This window comes from Maribellus comscasis, assembly GCF_009762775.1.
GTDB lineage: Bacteria > Bacteroidota > Bacteroidia > Bacteroidales > Prolixibacteraceae > Draconibacterium > Draconibacterium comscasis.
The window spans coordinates 7,205,949-7,223,260 of record NZ_CP046401.1; the positions used below are offsets into that span (position 1 = coordinate 7,205,949).

12 protein-coding genes are annotated in these 17,312 nt (G+C 37.9%); 1 reads left to right on the top strand and 11 read right to left on the bottom strand.

Annotation, left to right across the window (positions count from 1 at the left end; translation table 11 throughout):
* Positions 1-235: 235 nt before the first annotated feature.
* From GM418_RS28835 to GM418_RS28865, 7 genes are all read right to left on the bottom strand, one after another.
* Positions 236-1,873 carry an FAD-dependent oxidoreductase gene (locus GM418_RS28835; protein ID WP_158871496.1) on the bottom strand — a complete coding sequence of 546 codons (1,638 nt, stop codon included), beginning with the start codon at positions 1,871-1,873 and terminating at the stop codon, positions 236-238.
* A 30-nt stretch (positions 1,874-1,903) separates the two neighbouring features.
* Positions 1,904-2,995 (bottom strand): glycoside hydrolase family protein, encoded by a 1,092-nt coding sequence (locus GM418_RS28840; RefSeq protein ID WP_158871498.1) that lies wholly within the window; start codon positions 2,993-2,995, stop codon positions 1,904-1,906.
* 170 nt (positions 2,996-3,165) lie between these two features.
* Complete coding sequence (locus GM418_RS28845) at positions 3,166-4,083, bottom strand: alpha/beta hydrolase (RefSeq protein WP_158871500.1); 918 nt, start codon at positions 4,081-4,083, stop codon at positions 3,166-3,168.
* Positions 4,084-4,479: 396 nt separating this feature from the next.
* Positions 4,480-6,171, bottom strand: a complete 1,692-nt coding sequence (locus GM418_RS28850; protein ID WP_158871502.1) for a RagB/SusD family nutrient uptake outer membrane protein — start codon at positions 6,169-6,171, stop codon at positions 4,480-4,482.
* Positions 6,172-6,206: 35 nt separating this feature from the next.
* Positions 6,207-9,257, bottom strand: a complete 3,051-nt coding sequence (locus tag GM418_RS28855; protein ID WP_158871504.1) for a SusC/RagA family TonB-linked outer membrane protein — start codon at positions 9,255-9,257, stop codon at positions 6,207-6,209.
* Between the two features lie 17 nt (positions 9,258-9,274).
* On the bottom strand, positions 9,275-11,572 hold the full coding sequence (locus tag GM418_RS28860) for an FAD-dependent oxidoreductase (protein ID WP_158871506.1): 2,298 nt from the start codon (positions 11,570-11,572) through the stop codon (positions 9,275-9,277).
* Positions 11,569-13,143 (bottom strand): sodium:solute symporter family protein, encoded by a 1,575-nt coding sequence (locus GM418_RS28865; RefSeq protein ID WP_217447625.1) that lies wholly within the window; start codon positions 13,141-13,143, stop codon positions 11,569-11,571. The genes GM418_RS28860 and GM418_RS28865 overlap by 4 nt, the downstream gene beginning before the upstream one ends.
* A 281-nt stretch (positions 13,144-13,424) precedes the next feature.
* On the opposite strand from GM418_RS28865, the gene GM418_RS28870 reads away from it, so the two are divergent.
* Positions 13,425-14,441 carry a LacI family DNA-binding transcriptional regulator gene (locus GM418_RS28870; RefSeq protein WP_158871510.1) on the top strand — a complete coding sequence of 339 codons (1,017 nt, stop codon included), beginning with the start codon at positions 13,425-13,427 and terminating at the stop codon, positions 14,439-14,441.
* Between the two features lie 247 nt (positions 14,442-14,688).
* Here GM418_RS28870 and GM418_RS28875 read toward each other — a convergent pair whose 3' ends face one another.
* The 4 genes from GM418_RS28875 to deoC all read right to left on the bottom strand — a co-directional run bounded on the left by GM418_RS28875 (position 14,689) and on the right by deoC (position 17,288).
* Complete coding sequence (locus tag GM418_RS28875) at positions 14,689-14,841, bottom strand: hypothetical protein (protein WP_158871512.1); 153 nt, start codon at positions 14,839-14,841, stop codon at positions 14,689-14,691.
* A 53-nt stretch (positions 14,842-14,894) separates the two neighbouring features.
* Positions 14,895-15,803, bottom strand: a complete 909-nt coding sequence (locus GM418_RS28880) for a transposase (RefSeq protein WP_158872927.1) — start codon at positions 15,801-15,803, stop codon at positions 14,895-14,897.
* A gap of 3 nt (positions 15,804-15,806) precedes the next feature.
* On the bottom strand, positions 15,807-16,187 hold the full coding sequence (locus GM418_RS32195; protein ID WP_158871514.1) for a transposase family protein: 381 nt from the start codon (positions 16,185-16,187) through the stop codon (positions 15,807-15,809).
* A gap of 393 nt (positions 16,188-16,580) precedes the next feature.
* On the bottom strand, positions 16,581-17,288 hold the full coding sequence (gene deoC, locus GM418_RS28890; RefSeq protein ID WP_158871516.1) for a deoxyribose-phosphate aldolase: 708 nt from the start codon (positions 17,286-17,288) through the stop codon (positions 16,581-16,583).
* Positions 17,289-17,312 lie beyond the last annotated feature (24 nt).

The window sequence follows — 17,312 nt, forward strand, 5'->3', positions numbered from 1 at the left end:
TTCCTATTTAAGTTGTAACAAATCATCACTTTCAGTATAAATCAGAATCGCTGAAGTCTTTCCTCTCCTAAAACTAAAAACGCAAATGGGCTGAAAATCCCAACTTTTCTTTAGCAGCTGGACTGCTTACGATTATTCCAAATATTAATACAACCAGAAATTATGGCTCCGTGAAACTATTAGTCAAAATATTTTTGTAAAAATTGTCTGGTTTTCTCTTCATCTTATTATCTGATTAACGCCGTTTTATTCTCTGTTTTTGTATCATTAGTTTCTTCTGTAATTCAGCTACATTAATTTTCTGAACAGAACAACCTGCTTTACCAGCCATTAAAGCCGCCTGCCCCGCTGCGTGTCCCAAAATCATGTACACTGGCTCCATCCTTAACGAGGTATAAGCCACATGCGATGCAGACAAACAAACGGGAACAATCAAATTTTCACATTCTTTTTCCTTGGGCACCAGAGAAGAATAAGGTATTTCATACTTCCCGGGCCTCAATCCCCCATTTTCTCCAACAAGGGTTCCCTCCGCCTCAACCATTCCCTTTTTATTTTTGTAATACTGAAAATAATGTGAATCCATTAAAAATGACCCCATCCCAACGGATTCTTCCTTCGTGGTATTTTTTAATAAATCACTTTCAGTCATCACATATTTGCCGATCATTCTTCTGGCTTCCCTAACATAAAGTTGATAGGACCAGTGACCGTTATCAATAAATTCGTCTCTGCATAATCCCCAGGAGTTAACCTCATCCCTCAAAGCCTCTGGTACTCGCTCATCATGGCCTAAAAACCATAGAAAACCCTGCTGATAATTAATATGATTCTGTACAATTCGTTGGCGAGAAGTAAAATCCGATTCAGGAAAATCTGTATTTCCTTCTAAAAAATCAATCGACTGCATACCACTCGAATTCATATCAAATTTACCATTGGGTAATTTTCCGAAATGAACAAGACGGCTAAAACGGATTTTAGGATATTTTTCCAATATTCCCAAGAGTATTTCGTATTGCCCTGAGTCATAATTTTCAGGCTTTGGAAAGGGGTAAAGGATATCAGGGCGTTGAGTTACTGTAAGCCGAAAACAATAAGCCTGTGTTTTGTTATCGCCACTTCCCGGAACAGGAGCTATTTTGTTTACTCCGTACCTGAGTGAGCCATCGGAAACAAAAGCAGAAATCTGCATCGAGGCCGGGTCAATGTAATGTTCCCCATCACCTCCCAAACAAGGGCAGTCGTCTTCAAGGTCCTTTTTGGTAATCTCATCCATTTCCTTTGAAGGTTGTACCCCGGCAAAGGTTTCACCGTATATTTTCCCTGACTCTCTGCCAACAAAATACGAAACATCAGATTTTGCCATTAAATCGCCTTCATAAGTTGCATCAATAAATACAGGTGCAACATAGCGGTTCCCCAAATGAGTTGTTACAGATACAATCCGGTTTCCTTTTTTTACTACTTTCGCCAGTCTTTCATTTGTTACTACCTGAATTCCGTTGTCCAATATCCATTTTGACATCGCTTCCTGAAAAATATGAGGTTCATTATACCACAAATCGGCTCCACTTAATATTTTGCATTGCTTAAAATATTCCAGTGCCAAACCACCTATAGCAGTTGAATCTCCAAAATCCGTACGACAAAGCCCTCCCGTTACCATCCCTCCAATATACTTACCCGGCTCGATAACTATCACCCTCGCGTTCCCGCGAGCTGCAGCAACAGCTGCCGTGATACCGGAAGGCGTTGCTCCATATATTACAACATCATACGACTCTGTTCCGTACTGCCCCCCATTGCATGACAATATGAAGAAGCAGAATAGCAAAAAATTTTCAAGTGGAACTCTGAAATTTCTTTTCATATTGTTATTGTTTCTATTCTTTGAGTGGTTTTATTTACTTATCAAAGGAATTTGCACGTTAAAAGAATTTCCAAAAGGTTCCTTACCTGCACATAGTAATGCAACTGGTTTTCCGTTTTCCATGTAAAGCTGAGGGCGCTCAAGCGCTTCCAGTTCCTGTTCTGTTCCATCTCTCCACTTTAAAACCAAAGTGGATACCAATGGATGGTTAGCCAGTTTCCAGTCTGTTCCATCAATAGAGTAGAATAAGACCAAACTTCGTCCTGCGTTTGCAAAATAACCTTGTTGATCCTTAATGATAGTATATAAGCAGTTGTCCTGGTACCACACATAGGGGTCTTCAGCGGGAAACATTACACCTTCAGACGTAAAAATTGGTTTATTTTGTTTTACAAAAGGTCCGGTTGGGGAATCAGCAATGGCAGTTAGATGAACAACTGGTCCACCAAAAGGCATTGGCTTTTTCTTGCCAACTGCTTTATAAACTGCCAGGTACCTACCATCTGCCATTTGTGTTACAGAAGGATTAGAAGTCATTAAGGCGTCGTGCGCTGTAGAATCCTTGGTAACGTCAATCACTGGTTCGTCAAACCTTTTCCAAGGTCCGTTTGGATCATCCGCAACAGCTACTCCAATACGTTGATTGTTTCGGTGCGTCCAGTTAAGACTCTCCCCTGAATTGCTCGGAATACCGTCTCCGCGATTGCCCATATAATAAAGATAATATTTCCCATTAAAATAGTGGACATTTGGATTGTGTGTTACCATCCCATCCCAAAATTCGGCTCCGCGAGCAGGCAAGGCGACATCTACAAATTTAAAGGGGCCAAAAGGAGAATCAGAAACAGCATGGGCTATTTCCGAATGGGTTACCCATGCAGACCAACCAAACTTATGAGGCCATCGCGAATAAAACATGTGATACTTCTGATCAGATGCTGATTTCACCAATCCGGCACCCCAAATAAAAGAACTATCATTAATAAATTTTGCTCCCGTCGGTGCTGATTGAAGCATTGATTTAATATCCAATTCTCCGGCAGGAATTTTATCCTCCTGTTTAGTTGAAGAACATCCAAAAATAAAGATCAACAATATAACTGTAAAAAGTAGTGGTTTCATTGGTTTCAATTATTTGTATGTATTTAGATCAAATTTAATATTCAACAAACCAAAATATTACACTCACACTAACTGTAATAAATAAATCCGCCTCGCAATCAGGAGTACTTAAATCATCCATTTATCTTGTAATGTTATTTTAGTTCTACTCGTGTCATTTCAAATTTTATTTAATTATTATAAATGAACGTTTTAGGTGGTGCTTTAAGGTAGCCCAAGGAAACCAAAAATTCATCCATTTTATTTACGGTATCGATGAATACTGCATTTGAGTTCTTCCCATAATTAAAGAAACCATGTGGCTCTCCCTGATAGGCAACCAACGTACATTTATTCCCAAACTTATGCATCTTTTTAGTAAATAATTCTGCCGATATAAACGGTACGGTATTATCACCTGTTCCATGAAAAATAATTGTTGGAGGCAATTTGCCAACTACGTTGTGGTAAGGTGACATATCCTCTGGTTTTGGCCCCATTCTTTCTACCAAACCGCCAATTTTTTCATTCAAGGCTTTTTCAAAATCGTCAGTTGTTGCAAGTACCAGAGCCGGATTAAAAAGAACCAGAGCATTAGGTTTTGAGCTTATTGATTTGTTTTCATTTACATCGTCGAATTTTGGCAAGGTTGCACATGCTGCTGCCAAATGCCCTCCGGCAGAACCGCCTCCCGCAGCTAATCTGTCACTATCTACACCCAATTCCGACGCATTTTCGCGAACCCAACGTATTGCTGATTTGGCGTCAGACACACATACATTGGGATGGACACCATGCCTGCTTTTAACCCGGTAGTCTGCAACTATCGCAACCATTCCCCTCGCCGACAGATATTCACAATGTTTTACAAATTGAGTTGGACTTCCAGTCTTCCAACCGCCTCCGAAAAAGAAAATAATGGCAGGGGCACTATTTGTTGATTTATGTTTTTCCGGAGTAAATATCCATAAATTCAAACTGGTCCCGTCAACAGTTTTATAAGTGATTTCCTCAGCTCCGTCAATATGTGGAGGATATTCCGTCTGTGCATTTGCGTCAAAAATCAAACTGAAACAGCATATTATCGTAACAAGTGATATTATTTTCATATCTTATATTATTACTTAAACGTTCTTTTAAAAAATTATCCCGAATATCGTTCGGTCAGAGAGCAATAACTATTCAACTCCGGTAAAATAAGTGCATCCCGACAATAAATAAATATACCATTTGTTATGATGGGAAAATCCTTCTGTGCTTTTTATTTCTCATTTTATTTGAGTGTAGTAGTTCCTCCTTAAGCTTGATTCGTTCATTATGGTTGCAACATTTCATTTGCTCTTTAATCACCTAACACAAACACTTGTCTTTAAAACCTCAAAATACCGGAGCTATATGAATTTAAAACAAATGATTTTTTAGTTTAAAATTTATTAAAGAAAGGCTGGCCAGAAACAACCAGCCTTTCAACTAACAAACTAAACTATATAGAAAAAAATTACATTCTACCAACCATCATTTTGACCTAAAGCCGGATTTAAAGCTAATTCAGTTTCAGGTATCGGCCACAAATAATCGCGTTGTTGAAAAAATGTATTCAAGACTACCCTGTAATCTGTTGATGGGTGGGGAATATATGAGGCTACATCATACAAAGGATCTCCATATTCATCGAATTCAACATCGGGATATCCTTCAAAATCTCCCAATACAGGGCGTCCTAAAATTGGTCTGTTCAAAACCACCTCTGCTCGTTTCCAACGCTTAAGATCATCCCAACGTAAGTTTTCGTTGAATAATTCAACTTTACGTTCTGTACGAACAATCTTCCTCATTTCAGCCTGACTTCCGGCGGTAACTTCTGGCATCATTACATCACTTCTTCCACGAACCTCATTGATGGCAGCTACACAATCGGCATCAATTTCACCTAATTCAATTTTTGCTTCTGCATAGGTTAACAATACTTCTGCATAACGACAAAGCATAAATGGATTTTCACATTGAGCGGCATTCTCAACATATTTAAATTCAAAATATTTACGTATCAAATAACCGGTAAATGATGTAAATTCAGTCGAGTTATAACTATCTCGATTTGTAACCGTTTCACCAGCAGCATTTAATGTCTCGGGTTTATCCAAACGTGTTTCGTAAATATAATCTCCCCACAAATCGCCTGGAAGTACCAATGAATAACGCATGCGAGGATCACGATTATCATATGGATTTGATTTATCATACATTGGTGATTCACTGATATCCATACCATCAACACAAAGATACGAGTCAATCATATTTTGTGTTGGTACAATGGTTGACCACCCCCCCAATGCACGAGAAGCAGTATATCGAACATATTGAGTTTGAGTACCTGCCTCCACCAAATGACCTAGAGAAAATATTTGTTCTGTATTTTCTGCACTTTCTATAACATTTTCTGTAAATAATGTTTCGTAGCTTGGCATTAAACTGTATTGTTTTGAATCAATTACTGATTTTGCAGCCGTAGCCGCGGTTGCCCAATCATTATTTTGCAGTGCTGCACGAGCTTTATATGCCATGGCTGCTCCACTTGTGGCACGCCCCAATGCTGTTACTTCTGAACCAGCTAGCAATTGAGCTGCCATATCAAAGTCTGCATAAATTTTCTGCAAAACTTCAGCCCTTGCAGTTCGGGTAACATTACTGGCTTCTTCTACTGAATTAACAGGAGCATCAAGATAAACAACATCTCCAAACATATTTGTTAAGCGCAAATAATAAAAAGCACGCAAAAAGTAAACTTCGCCCTGAAACTGTTTTACTTTTTCATCCGGAATTAAATCCTTATTTTCTTCAATTTTTTCGAGCATTAAGTTACAACGCGCAACACCTTGATACATTCTTCTCCACAATCCCAAAAAATATCCGTGTGTATAATCCAAAGTAGATCCTAAATACCCAATTGTAAAAGAATTACCACGAGAATAAACGAGATCAGATAATGCATCCCAACTGTATCCGGGATCAAGATATGAATACCGGTAAGCATCAATGTATGAATAACAGGCATTTACCCCACCTTGAATTTCCACTTCGTTGGTATAGAATGTTTCAGCAGAAGGCACATCCAACGGATAGAGTTCTATTGGTTCATCACAACTTGTAACCATCAGTAACACTATCAAGCCAATATATAATATATTCTTTTTCATTTCATTAAAATTTTTCATTTCATAAATTTAATTCATTAAAATTTTACTTGAACACCAAATGCGTAAGTCGAGATTAGTGGATAGCTTCCTTGAACACTAAAAGGAGATTCAGGATCCATCCCAATAGGCAAATCACTTATTGTAAAAACATTGGATGCATTAGCGAAAATTCGAACATTTGAAATCGATTTACCTTTCAATAAAGAGGCTGGAAGGGTATATCCCAATTGAACATTTTTTAAGCGTAAGTAAGCAGCACTAACTTGCCAGAAAGTTGATGGTTGAGTGTTATTTGAATGCTGATTGATTGACAAACGAGGGAAAGCGGCATCCGGATTTGGATTTCCTTCATACCAACGATCAAGATGTTGTTCCAGTACAGTTGATGCATTTGAAAAAGGATAAGCGTACCAGCCCGAAATATAACCATCTCGTTTACCAACACCCTGGAAGAACAAGGCAAGATCGAAACCTTCGTATTTGGCATCTAAGTTCAATGAATATGTCCATCGAGGAATCGGATTACCAAGAACAAAACGGTCATCCCCTGTCATTGCACCATCATCGTCCAAATCAATGTAGCGAATATCACCACCCTGTAATTTTCCCCATTGTGTAACTTCATAGGCCCGGGCTTCCTCGAATGAACTGAACAAACCATCAGCCTGATAACCATATAATGCATTTATCGGGTCGCCAACCTGTTTTACATATATTCCGCTAACCTGTGGATTTAGGCCACCCATATCCGTAATTTTATTTTTAACATCTGATAAAATTCCGGTTATTTTATAATAAAACTTACCAAAAGTATTTGCGTGTGATAATGTGAGATCCCAACCGATATTTTCTACTGCCCCTGCATTTTGTTTCGGAGAATTGGCATATCCCATCACACTAGGAATTGGCATGCTTAACAAAATATCACGGGTATCCTTTTTATACCAGTCGAATGTGGCATCCAATTTTCCACCAAGGATGGTGAAATCAATACCGAAATCCAACATACGTGTTGTTTCCCATGTTATATCGTTCAATGCATAATTAACCGGAGCATAACCGGGATTTAATTCGTCACCAAAAACGGCATATTGATCTGTTGCAATAGTAAGGGCAAATGGATAATTACTTCCTAATCCTGACTGGTTACCTAATTCACCCCAGGAAGCACGAAGTTTTGCATTGTCTAACCAATCCAGATTATCCATAAAAGATTCCTCTGAAAAACGCCACCCTAAAGAAAAAGAAGGAAAAACCCCCCACTTGTAACCACTGGCAAAACGGGAAGAGCCATCGTAACGAACATTTGCCTCCAACAAATACTTACCATTATAGGAATAATTTATACGCCCAAAATAGGACATTAATGCCCATTCTGTTGTATATCCAGAATTGGTTTGCCCCACAGGGTTATAGGAATTAAGTTCTTCAAATTGTTGAAAGTCATTCCCTTGCCTGTAAGCATACAAATGATTGTAATCATTTGTTAAATACTGGAATCCTCCTAAAGCGGACAAATCATGACCACCAATTGATTTATCATAATTTACTAGAACATTAATATCATCTTCTATAGTTGTATTTCGTGTTTCAGTCATACTTGCCTGACCAGGCGGCGTATAGATAACCTCTCCTGTCTGATAATCATAAAGGTTAGTTGTTTTACTCACTGTTTTGATATCTGCTGTATTTAATTTTGGTGCATATGAGAGATTTATACGCATACCTGTAAATGGATTGATGGTAGCACTTAGTTTTGCAAGTGTTTCGTGCCAGGTATTATACGTCATATGTAATGCCTCAAATATACTCATCATCGCATGAGGTCCTCCATTATAATTGTATCCCCAGACTCCGTTTGAAAATCTTGTTGGATATATGGCAGGTTGTCTCATTAGTTGATCAAGGTTATGGCCTTGACCGGAGGCATCGGTGATTCCTGCGGCTGCATCCTCACTGAGCGTCTTACGAATCGACAAATCAACACCAAACTCAACAACATCATTCATTTTATAACTGTTGTTCGAACGGACACCATAGCGGGTATAACCTGAGTTTGGATAATGTGCATCCTGATAGGTGTAGTTTATTGATGTATTGGACTTTAATTTATCTGTCCCCATTGAAAGACTAAGAAAATGCTTTGTTTGAGCGGCTTTGTCTGCATATGTTTCCTTAAACATATCCGAGTTTGGATATTCATCGCGGTCCGTTGCGTTTTTCCATGTATTAATTTTTTCAGTTCCATAAATGACACCTCCGGGCACTCCGTCGTCGGTACGCAAGTCATTAGCATTCGCTTCATCGTACAACATCATATAGTCCCACGCACTGGCATTAACAGGATAGGTAATAGGAGTAGTAAAACCAACTGAACCGTTGTAACTAACGACCATTTCACCTGATTTTCCACGTTTTGTTGTTATTAAGATTACGCCGTTAGCAGCACGAGACCCATAGATAGCAGCCGAAGCAGCATCTTTTAAGATTGACATATCGGCAATATCATTCGGATCTATTGCATCAAGTGAAGAAGCAACACCATCAATTAACACCAGAGGATTATTATCGTTTAACGTACCAATACCTCGAACTCGAACTGTAGTCCCTTCATTTCCTGGTTTACCGTTATTAGAGGTAACGGTTACACCAGCGGCAATACCTTGCAAAGCTTGTGAAGTTTGAACCACACTTTTCTCGGCAAGCTTTTCACCTTGCACTGAAGCAATGGATCCAGTTAGGTTTACCTTTTTTTGAATTCCATAACCTACAGCTACAACTTCCTCAATTCCAATAGCATCGAGCTCCATTTGAACACTAATGTTCGAAGTAGAAGCGATATCAACTTCCTGAGTTTTAAAACCGATAAATGAAACCAACAAAGATGTTATATTTTCATTTATCTGAAGAGTAAAACTACCATCAGGTCCGGTTACTGTGCCAACTGCAGTTCCTTCTACAGTTACATTTACACCAGGTAAGGGTTGTCCAACTTCATCGGAAACCATACCTGTAATTGTCCTTTGCTGAGCCCAAACTGTGGTGCACAACAATAAACCAAAGACAAACACCATTAAATTTTTCATTTGCATAAAGTTTGATTTTAATTAAGTTTATGATTTAAACATATAATTTCGAAAAGAGCTGCCGGTACATCTTTTGAAGGATGTTCCAACCTTAATATTAGTTCAGTGCATTCTATTTCTGTTTCTAATTCCACATTATTTATGGTCTGATAATTACCTGTTTTTTTATAAAGGAGATTTTCATCTTTGTCGTAAATAGAGTAGTTCTGTATACAGAAAGGAATTATATCTTCAGGATGTCCCATTAAAACACTTTCCAGAGGGTGATCGTAATCTGTATCGAAAAACAATCTAATCTTTTTTATTTTTTGTGGTTTATTCCAGGTCAGTTTTAACTCCGGAGAATTATCTTCCAAACTGGCCGCCCATGCGTTAGTCTGCAAATAGGGCCTAACAAATCCGTTGGTTAGGTTATTTTCATCAAACAAGTTAATTGAAGGAGAAACAGTAAATGCGAGGTTTTTTCCATCCGGCCGTCGTTTTGGCGTCCATAATTCAAAAGAGTCTACTCCTATTCCTTCAGGAGGCTCTTGCTTTCCATAATTGGATACCGCTTTGTTCATTTTCTGAAACAAGGACAATGTTCCACTTAGACGTTGTTCACTTGTTTTTACTAAAACGTGTTTTGTTGGTTGAAAAAGGAGAAAAGCATATTGGTCTGAATCCAGAATAGTCTCAAAGGAAAAATTCAAAAACTGTTTCCCTTTGGCAAGTGACATTTCAATTTTTTCCAGCTCGACATCAGGAGTGTAATTACCTAACTTTGATGATTTTCGGAGCTGAATTATAATTTTACTTTCCACCAGCGCTTTTACCAATATTTTAAACTTATATTTCACCGATGCCTTTAATGGCAGCAGTTGAGCAAACCCTTCTTCAAGCCCTACCCAATCACCATTGAATGCAATTTCTTTTAATTCGTAGGTACTTGATGATTTCACAACAGGTCTTTCGATCTCCAAAAAACGATAGTCAATTGCCTTCCCGGGAATACTTTGCCCCAGCAAGTTCAGCTGGTTCTGCAAATTGGACACATATCTTTGTTCCAATATTTTTTTAGCATCTATTCCGTTTTTAACACATATTACAGCAGCACATGCAGCTGCCTGCGCTCCATGCGCTGATGTGGCCATAACCCTGGTTGAAGCGAATGCAACATGGGTGGCGCTGATAATCCTTCCAGCAAAAAAAAGGTTATTAATCGTTTTGCTTAGCAAACTACGATAGGGTATCTGATATATTCCTTTCGGATGCCACTGGTTGCAACCTGGCAAGTCACTGTAAACCCCATCAGCCGGATGCAAATCAAGCGACCAGCCCCCAAAGGCAACGGCATCATAAAACTCTTTTTGTTCAATGATATCTTGTTGTTTAAGCATATATTCACCTTCAAATCTTCGGCTTTCACGTTTTCCGGGGATAGTCCCCACCCATTCGAGAGTCAAATTTTCGGCATCAGGAAAATTACCTGAGTTTTTTATATAGTCCCATGCTCCATAAACGACTTTCCATAACTCCCACTTAATGTTCTCTGTCTCTTTAACAGTGTCCTCAAAACGCCCTCCATATTCGAACCACCAAAACTGGCAACCGTTCATTTTACTGTCGATGGTTTTATAGCGTGGGATTTGTTTTATATCTTTTAATGCAAAGGCAGGAGGTACATATTTAACAGGATGTCCGGCATCTTTGCTATAAAAATAAATGGTATGCCCCAGCATTTCTCCATAGTCTTTATCCGGAGCAAACAACTCTCCGAATTCTTCTTTGGTTTCTGCTCCCATCCGGAAGGGTGATCCGGATAAAAACCCAACAATTCCATCTCCTGAAGAATCAATAAATAATGGTGCACTTAAAATATATTCAGTTGAAGTTTGGCTGCAAAAGGCTCTTATACTCTCAATCGTATTTTCATCTTTCTTTGTTACCTCAAAAACAGCTGTATTCAGCAGCAGCGTGATGTTGGACTCGCTGGTTACTTTTTCAAGCAGGATTGTGTCAAAAATAATTGCATTACCTTCTTTGTTTCTGTATAAGTTTTCAACTAATATTTCATCCACAACGCCACCTTCCCTCGACCAGCGATTATTATTCCCCATATGTGAAGTTGCACCTAAAATCCACAATCGGACCTCGCTGGAAGAGTTACCTCCCAGGACTGGGCGGTCCTGGACTAAAATAACTTTCACACCGGCTCTTGCTGCAGCAATTGCAGCACATGTACCAGACAGTCCTCCACCAGTTATCACCAAATCAGTAGAATAATCTATTTTAAAATTTTTTCTTACGGAATTTTTTTGTTTTTCAACAATCATTTTTTAATTTTTTTGTTTTTGGGTATCATTATTAAACCAGTTATTATTATGAGTGTCCCTGCAATAACAACCAACCATCTTCCGGTTGCAGCAAATGCACCAATACCAACAATCAAAATTCCCGTTCCCGCAACACCGAAAGAAATAACATTCTTTCCATGCCTATTTTGAGAATCGGAACTGGTTTGTTGGTGAAACTCAAATAACTGCTTCTCTTTTATTCTTTTATACTCGTCGAAATCCGGATTTTCTCTTTGGGTAAAATAGTATCTGAATTCAAAAAATATCAATACAAGGACAGGTGCAACAACACCTAGCGTCATTTCCTGAGTACGGGTTAATGCGAAATCGAAGAGGTAGGGAGTGGCAAACTTAAAAATAACACTTATAATCAAACTGGTTAATGTTGCTGTAAGAATACTCTTACCTGTCTGGCGCTTTGAAAATAACGACCACAGTGGCGGTAAGTATAAAGCCCCGCCAGTTATTGCTGCAACACTTAAAACCACTTCTACAATACCTCCCATATTCTGAACCAGCAACGCCACAACAATAGTTAATAAACCAAATCCAATAGTTGCAAACCGTGCAACTATCATTAAATGTTTGTTGCTTACGTTCGGCTTGATATTTTTATATAAATCATTTGTGAATACTCCAGCAGAAATATTTAGTGTGGTGTTCACCGAACTAGAAGTGGCAAAAATCATTGCTCCTAAAATTAATCCTAACATTCCGATTGGTAATACTTCTTTGCACATCATTAGATATGCACCTTCATCTCCGAATCCTGTTAGTCCCGGATTTAAAACCCGGTAGATCATTGGGGGAAGCATCCAAATAACAGGGCTAATCAAATACAGCGAACCAAAAAGATAACCAACTTTCTTAGCATCTTTTTTTGTGGATACGCTGGTATATCTTTGTACATATGCCCAGTTTCCACTTATAAAGAATAAATTATACAAGCCAAAAGCAATGATAAATCCAAGCGTATATTCTCCGCTAAAAAAATCAAAAAAACCGTTTGGTGAATGCTGTATAAATGCAGTTATACCATCTACTCTTTGAAATGCAAGCGGCACTATTATCAGGACAGCAGTGGTTAAAATGATAAACTGTAAAACATCGGTTACGATAACAGCCCACAGTCCCCCGGCGGTTGTGTAAAGAATTATAATTAATCCAAGAATAATAATACACCAGTGTAAAGGAAAGCCGGTTGATACCTCAACAATTTTTGCAACCGGATAAAGAAATGCACCTGTCGTAAAAAGTGAAATAAACAGAAATAAATAGGAATACAATTTCTGAACCTTAATTCCCAATCGTTGGGTGATAAATTCTGCTGCAGTTAAAACTCTGGCTTTGTGCCAACGTGGAGCAATAAAAACACCTATAATAAAACCGGCAATTGCCATAGTCCATTGAATGGTTATTGCAACCCAACCATTTGTATATGCAATTGATCCCCAGACAACAAAAGTTCCGGCCGAAAAGAAACTCATAAATAATGATAGTCCGCTAATCCACCAAGGGACCGCACCACCTGCTGCAAAATAGTTTACCATATTTTTTCCGGATCCGGAAAAGGAAAGACCTGCTGATAGGATCCCTATGAAGAAAATTACAATAACAATGTAATCGATAAAATGCATAAGTTTCGGTTCAATAGAGTTAATCGTACTGATTTTCGTTATTCAAAGTATAGCTATATCACCTATATTTCAAAACTTTCTTATTTCAAAATTTCCGGAAACGTTTTCGGAAACGTTTTTATTGTCCGGAAACGTTTTCGGAAACATTCTAATATATTTATTATTTTTGCATTCTATCGCCAAGATGTCAATACATGAAACATGTTACCATAAAAGACGTTGCCAAAGCATTGAATTGTTCCATTTCAACTGTATCAAGGGCATTTAATAACAAATACGATATTCATCCGGAAACACGTGAAAAAATACTAAAAATGGCGCTTGAAATGGGGTATTCACCGAATCCCATTGCTCGCAAATTGACTCAGCAAAGAACATATAACATAGGAATTGTTGTTCCAGAGTTTATAAACCCATTTTTTCCTGAGGTAATCATTGGTATTCAAGATATTTTTTTGAAGAAAGGGTATCAGACTTTAATTATGCAATCAAACGAGGATAGTAATACAGAACTGGAAAATATAAAAACGCTGGAAAACAATTTCGTTGATGGTATCATATTGTCTTTATCGCAAAAATCACAGAATATAGAGTATCTTCATACATTAATCAAAAAAAACTATCCTATCGTTCTATTTAACCGCATTAATGATTCGCTACCTGTTTCAAAAGTTGTTTTTGATGATTACAAATGGGCTTTTTTTGCAACCGAACATTTAATCCAACAAGGACTAAAAAAAATAATCCATCTTACGGGACCTATGCAACATAATTTTGCAAAAAACAGGGCAAAAGGTTTTGAAGATGCCCACCGTAAATATGGAATTAAAATTTCGCATGAGCAATTTATTGAAACGGGACTTTTAATTGAAGACGGAGAACAAGTTATCGAACATTTGATAAAAATAAAAAATCTTCCCGATGGAATTTTTGCGGTAAACGATCCAACAGCATTAGGAGCAATGAGAGCCTTGAAGAGGAATGGGATAAAAATACCAGAGGATATAGCCATTACAGGTTTTTCTGAAACCCCCATGGCCGCCCTGGTTGATCCGCCACTAACGAGCGTTTTGCAACCGACAACTCATATGGGAGAAGTTGCAGCAGAATTACTCTATGAACAAATCACATCAGATTCTCTCGCTATTCCTAACACAGTCGTTTTGAGTGGAAAGCTAAATATTCGCGAATCATCTATTAAATTGAGATAAATCGAGAAATTTATCTTTATAATTTAGAAAGTCTTGTCTATTAAAGACAACCAGACTGTTACTTGTCAAATGACAAAATTGGCAGGACAAATTTTCCATAAACTGGTTCTTCGTCACTTTGGGTGGAGATTTAGCCTGTGCTGGAAAGGATAACCTTTCTCTTTAAAAGCTCCAGGCCGGCTCTCCCGTACATTTGTCATTTTATATTTTTCAGCCGGTTAATATTTCCTTTAACCATACCACTGCTTCATGCTGATGTAATGGCGTTATAAACAGCCTTCATGTCCTTCTTTAGTCCCTTTACAAAAGTCGTAAGCTTCTTCTTTTTAAGTTGTAAGGTTTGCTTCATCCATTCATCCAATAAATCCGGTGTTCCTTTTTTCAGGATCTCTTTAAACAAACGAACTTGTTTTCGCAGCTTTTTAATGAAACTATTACTCTTTACCAGTTTTCTTATTTGTGCTTTCTCTCTTTCACTTTGTATCCTGGTAAATTTTGATAATGAAAGATAGATCGAAATTTTTCGGGGAGATAATATGGATATTTTGTGAGTAGCATTTGATGTTGTAGAAGAATTACTCTTGCTATTAGTATGCTGTGAGGATGATCTTTGAATTGTGCAGCAAATGCAGAATAACTCCCCTTGAAACCACAGGAAATAATTGACTGATAGATGGCTTTCAAAGTTTCCTCTCCGGAAAGACCTTGTTCGATGTGCTTTAGATAATTATTATAATCATTTCTCAAACTTACAGATTTAGCAGCGAGTGAGTCCAGGGCTGCATAATTGCGGACAGTAGTACGTGACATCTTTAACTGCCTGGCGATAGTTTTATAGCCTCCCTCTCTGATCATTTTTTTCACATCTGAAAAGACCTGCTTTCGCCAGGCAGATGGTTCTCTTTTAATCCGTTCCGCAGGCCCTGGGGAGTGTAATTCCTTCGCACTCTCAGTCAGCTGAGTCTCCGATTTCTTCAGAAGCTGGACAAACTTTGGATACTCCGCACGAATTACCTCATATACAACATCGGATAGATTTTGCACTAAATGAAACCTGTCGGCAATCTGTTCCGCTTTTGGCAGAACCTCATTTACTGCTGCAGAATATGCACTGGACCTGTCCCGACAGACAAATTCAACCTCTTTGTGAGCTTCCAGGAAATGCTTAACTTCAACACCATCCCTGCCCGATAGCAGGTCTATGACTTTTCCTTTATCCATATCCACTAATATGGTTCCATATGAAATGCCTTTCCGGTAAGCCCAATCATCAATGCCTAGTGTTTTTGCCTCTCCGCAGTCATTAATCGGGATCGAACGAACTAATCTTAATGCAGTTGAAGGACTTACAGGAGTTTGTATTAATCATGATATTAAAGCTCCTTTATTGGCAGATGTTTCTATTAGAATTTTCTCAAGCTTCTGCTTTGTTTTTTGGGTCATACGTGCATATGCCTTAACTTCTTTCCCTGGTTGCTCAGCGAATATCTTTCTTTTACACTTCTTGTTTTTACAATAAAACTTTCGGGCCGTCAGGTGAATTATAATGGAGTATTCCCCAATAGAAAGATCTCTTAATTTTCTTGTATAGAAACTATGCACACTACTGCTTTTCTTTTTGCAACAAGAGCATTTAACATGTTTTTTTCGGGAATTTCCAGGAATGTGGATTTGTTCATCAGAAATAATTGGAGTACTAAAACGGATGTCAGGCAATCCCAGGAGAGAATTAAGGTACAACTTCATCCGGGAATCCTGCTTATGAAATAAATAGTTCTGAGATTTTTCAGATTAAAACCAGATGAATTTTTTTTTATAAAAAACAGCAAGTCTTGTCATTATTAAACCTTTGATTGTTAGCATTTTAAAGACACAAAACAATAACTTGATTTGCCAATACCACAGGCAATTATACTATTGATAATCATCATATTAAATTGGTTTTTAGGTTTGTTTTTTTTCAAAAGAAGTTCGTCCACCATAAGTGACGAAGAACCCCATTATTTATTTCTTTCTGGATCATAAAATCTTGCTCTGTTGCCTGGCATCCCATAGAAAGAACATGGTGAGGGTTACAGACATTATGAATAGTATTTTTTCTTTTGTCCACATAAATTTTATTTCTAATCACCAAATATTTTAAAATCTTTCAATAGCTTCTTCCATGATTACTTCCGTTGCTGTCGCCCCGCAGCGGGTGCATCCTGTCTTCTGAACTGCCAGTAATCCATCAAGCGTTCGAACACCACCGGCTGCTTTTAATTTCACTAATGATCCAACACTTTTTTTCATTAATTCAAGATTCTGAATTGTTGCACCCGTATAAAAATATTTTCCATCATCGCCTTTAACAAACCCAAAACCAGTTGAAGTTTTTACGTAATCAGCTCCCACTTTTGTACATATTCTACATAGTCTGACAATGTCTGCTTCCCCAGTGATATAATCAGTTTCAAAAATTACTTTTACTATTGCACCGTACTTGTGGCAAGTATTGGTAACAGTCATAATTTCATTTTCGATATAGTTCCAGTCTCCCTGCATGGCTTTGCCTATATTAATTACCATATCGATCTCTACAGCACCGTCCTTACAAGCTACCTCCGTTTCAAAAGCTTTTACTTTGATTGTTGAATTCCCAGACGGAAAACCGATAACACAACCAACCAATACATCAGTATCCTTTAATAGATTTACAGCTAATGGAACCATATATGGCTTTACGCAAACAGAAGCCACATCGTATTTTGTTGCAACTTCGCATCCTCTCCTTAAATCTTCATCAGTCATTGTTGGGTGAAGAATAGAATGATCAATCATCTTTGCAAGTTTTTTTATCTTATCCATTTCTATATTTTTTAATTTTTAATA

Excerpts from the sequence above, each read along its gene's own strand:
- GM418_RS32195 (WP_158871514.1), bottom strand. The coding sequence starts at position 16,187 with ATGAAGTTGTACCTTAATTCTCTCCTGGGATTGCCTGACATCCGTTTT.
- GM418_RS28845 (WP_158871500.1), bottom strand. The coding sequence starts at position 4,083 with ATGAAAATAATATCACTTGTTACGATAATATGCTGTTTCAGTTTGATT.
- GM418_RS28850 (WP_158871502.1), bottom strand. The coding sequence starts at position 6,171 with ATGAAAAAGAATATATTATATATTGGCTTGATAGTGTTACTGATGGTT.
- GM418_RS28860 (WP_158871506.1), bottom strand. The coding sequence starts at position 11,572 with ATGATTGTTGAAAAACAAAAAAATTCCGTAAGAAAAAATTTTAAAATA.
- deoC (WP_158871516.1), bottom strand. The coding sequence starts at position 17,288 with ATGGATAAGATAAAAAAACTTGCAAAGATGATTGATCATTCTATTCTT.
- GM418_RS28835 (WP_158871496.1), bottom strand. The coding sequence starts at position 1,873 with ATGAAAAGAAATTTCAGAGTTCCACTTGAAAATTTTTTGCTATTCTGC.
- GM418_RS28855 (WP_158871504.1), bottom strand. The coding sequence starts at position 9,257 with ATGAAAAATTTAATGGTGTTTGTCTTTGGTTTATTGTTGTGCACCACA.
- GM418_RS28840 (WP_158871498.1), bottom strand. The coding sequence starts at position 2,995 with ATGAAACCACTACTTTTTACAGTTATATTGTTGATCTTTATTTTTGGA.
- GM418_RS28870 (WP_158871510.1), top strand. The coding sequence starts at position 13,425 with ATGAAACATGTTACCATAAAAGACGTTGCCAAAGCATTGAATTGTTCC.
- GM418_RS28865 (WP_217447625.1), bottom strand. The coding sequence starts at position 13,143 with ATGGTAAACTATTTTGCAGCAGGTGGTGCGGTCCCTTGGTGGATTAGC.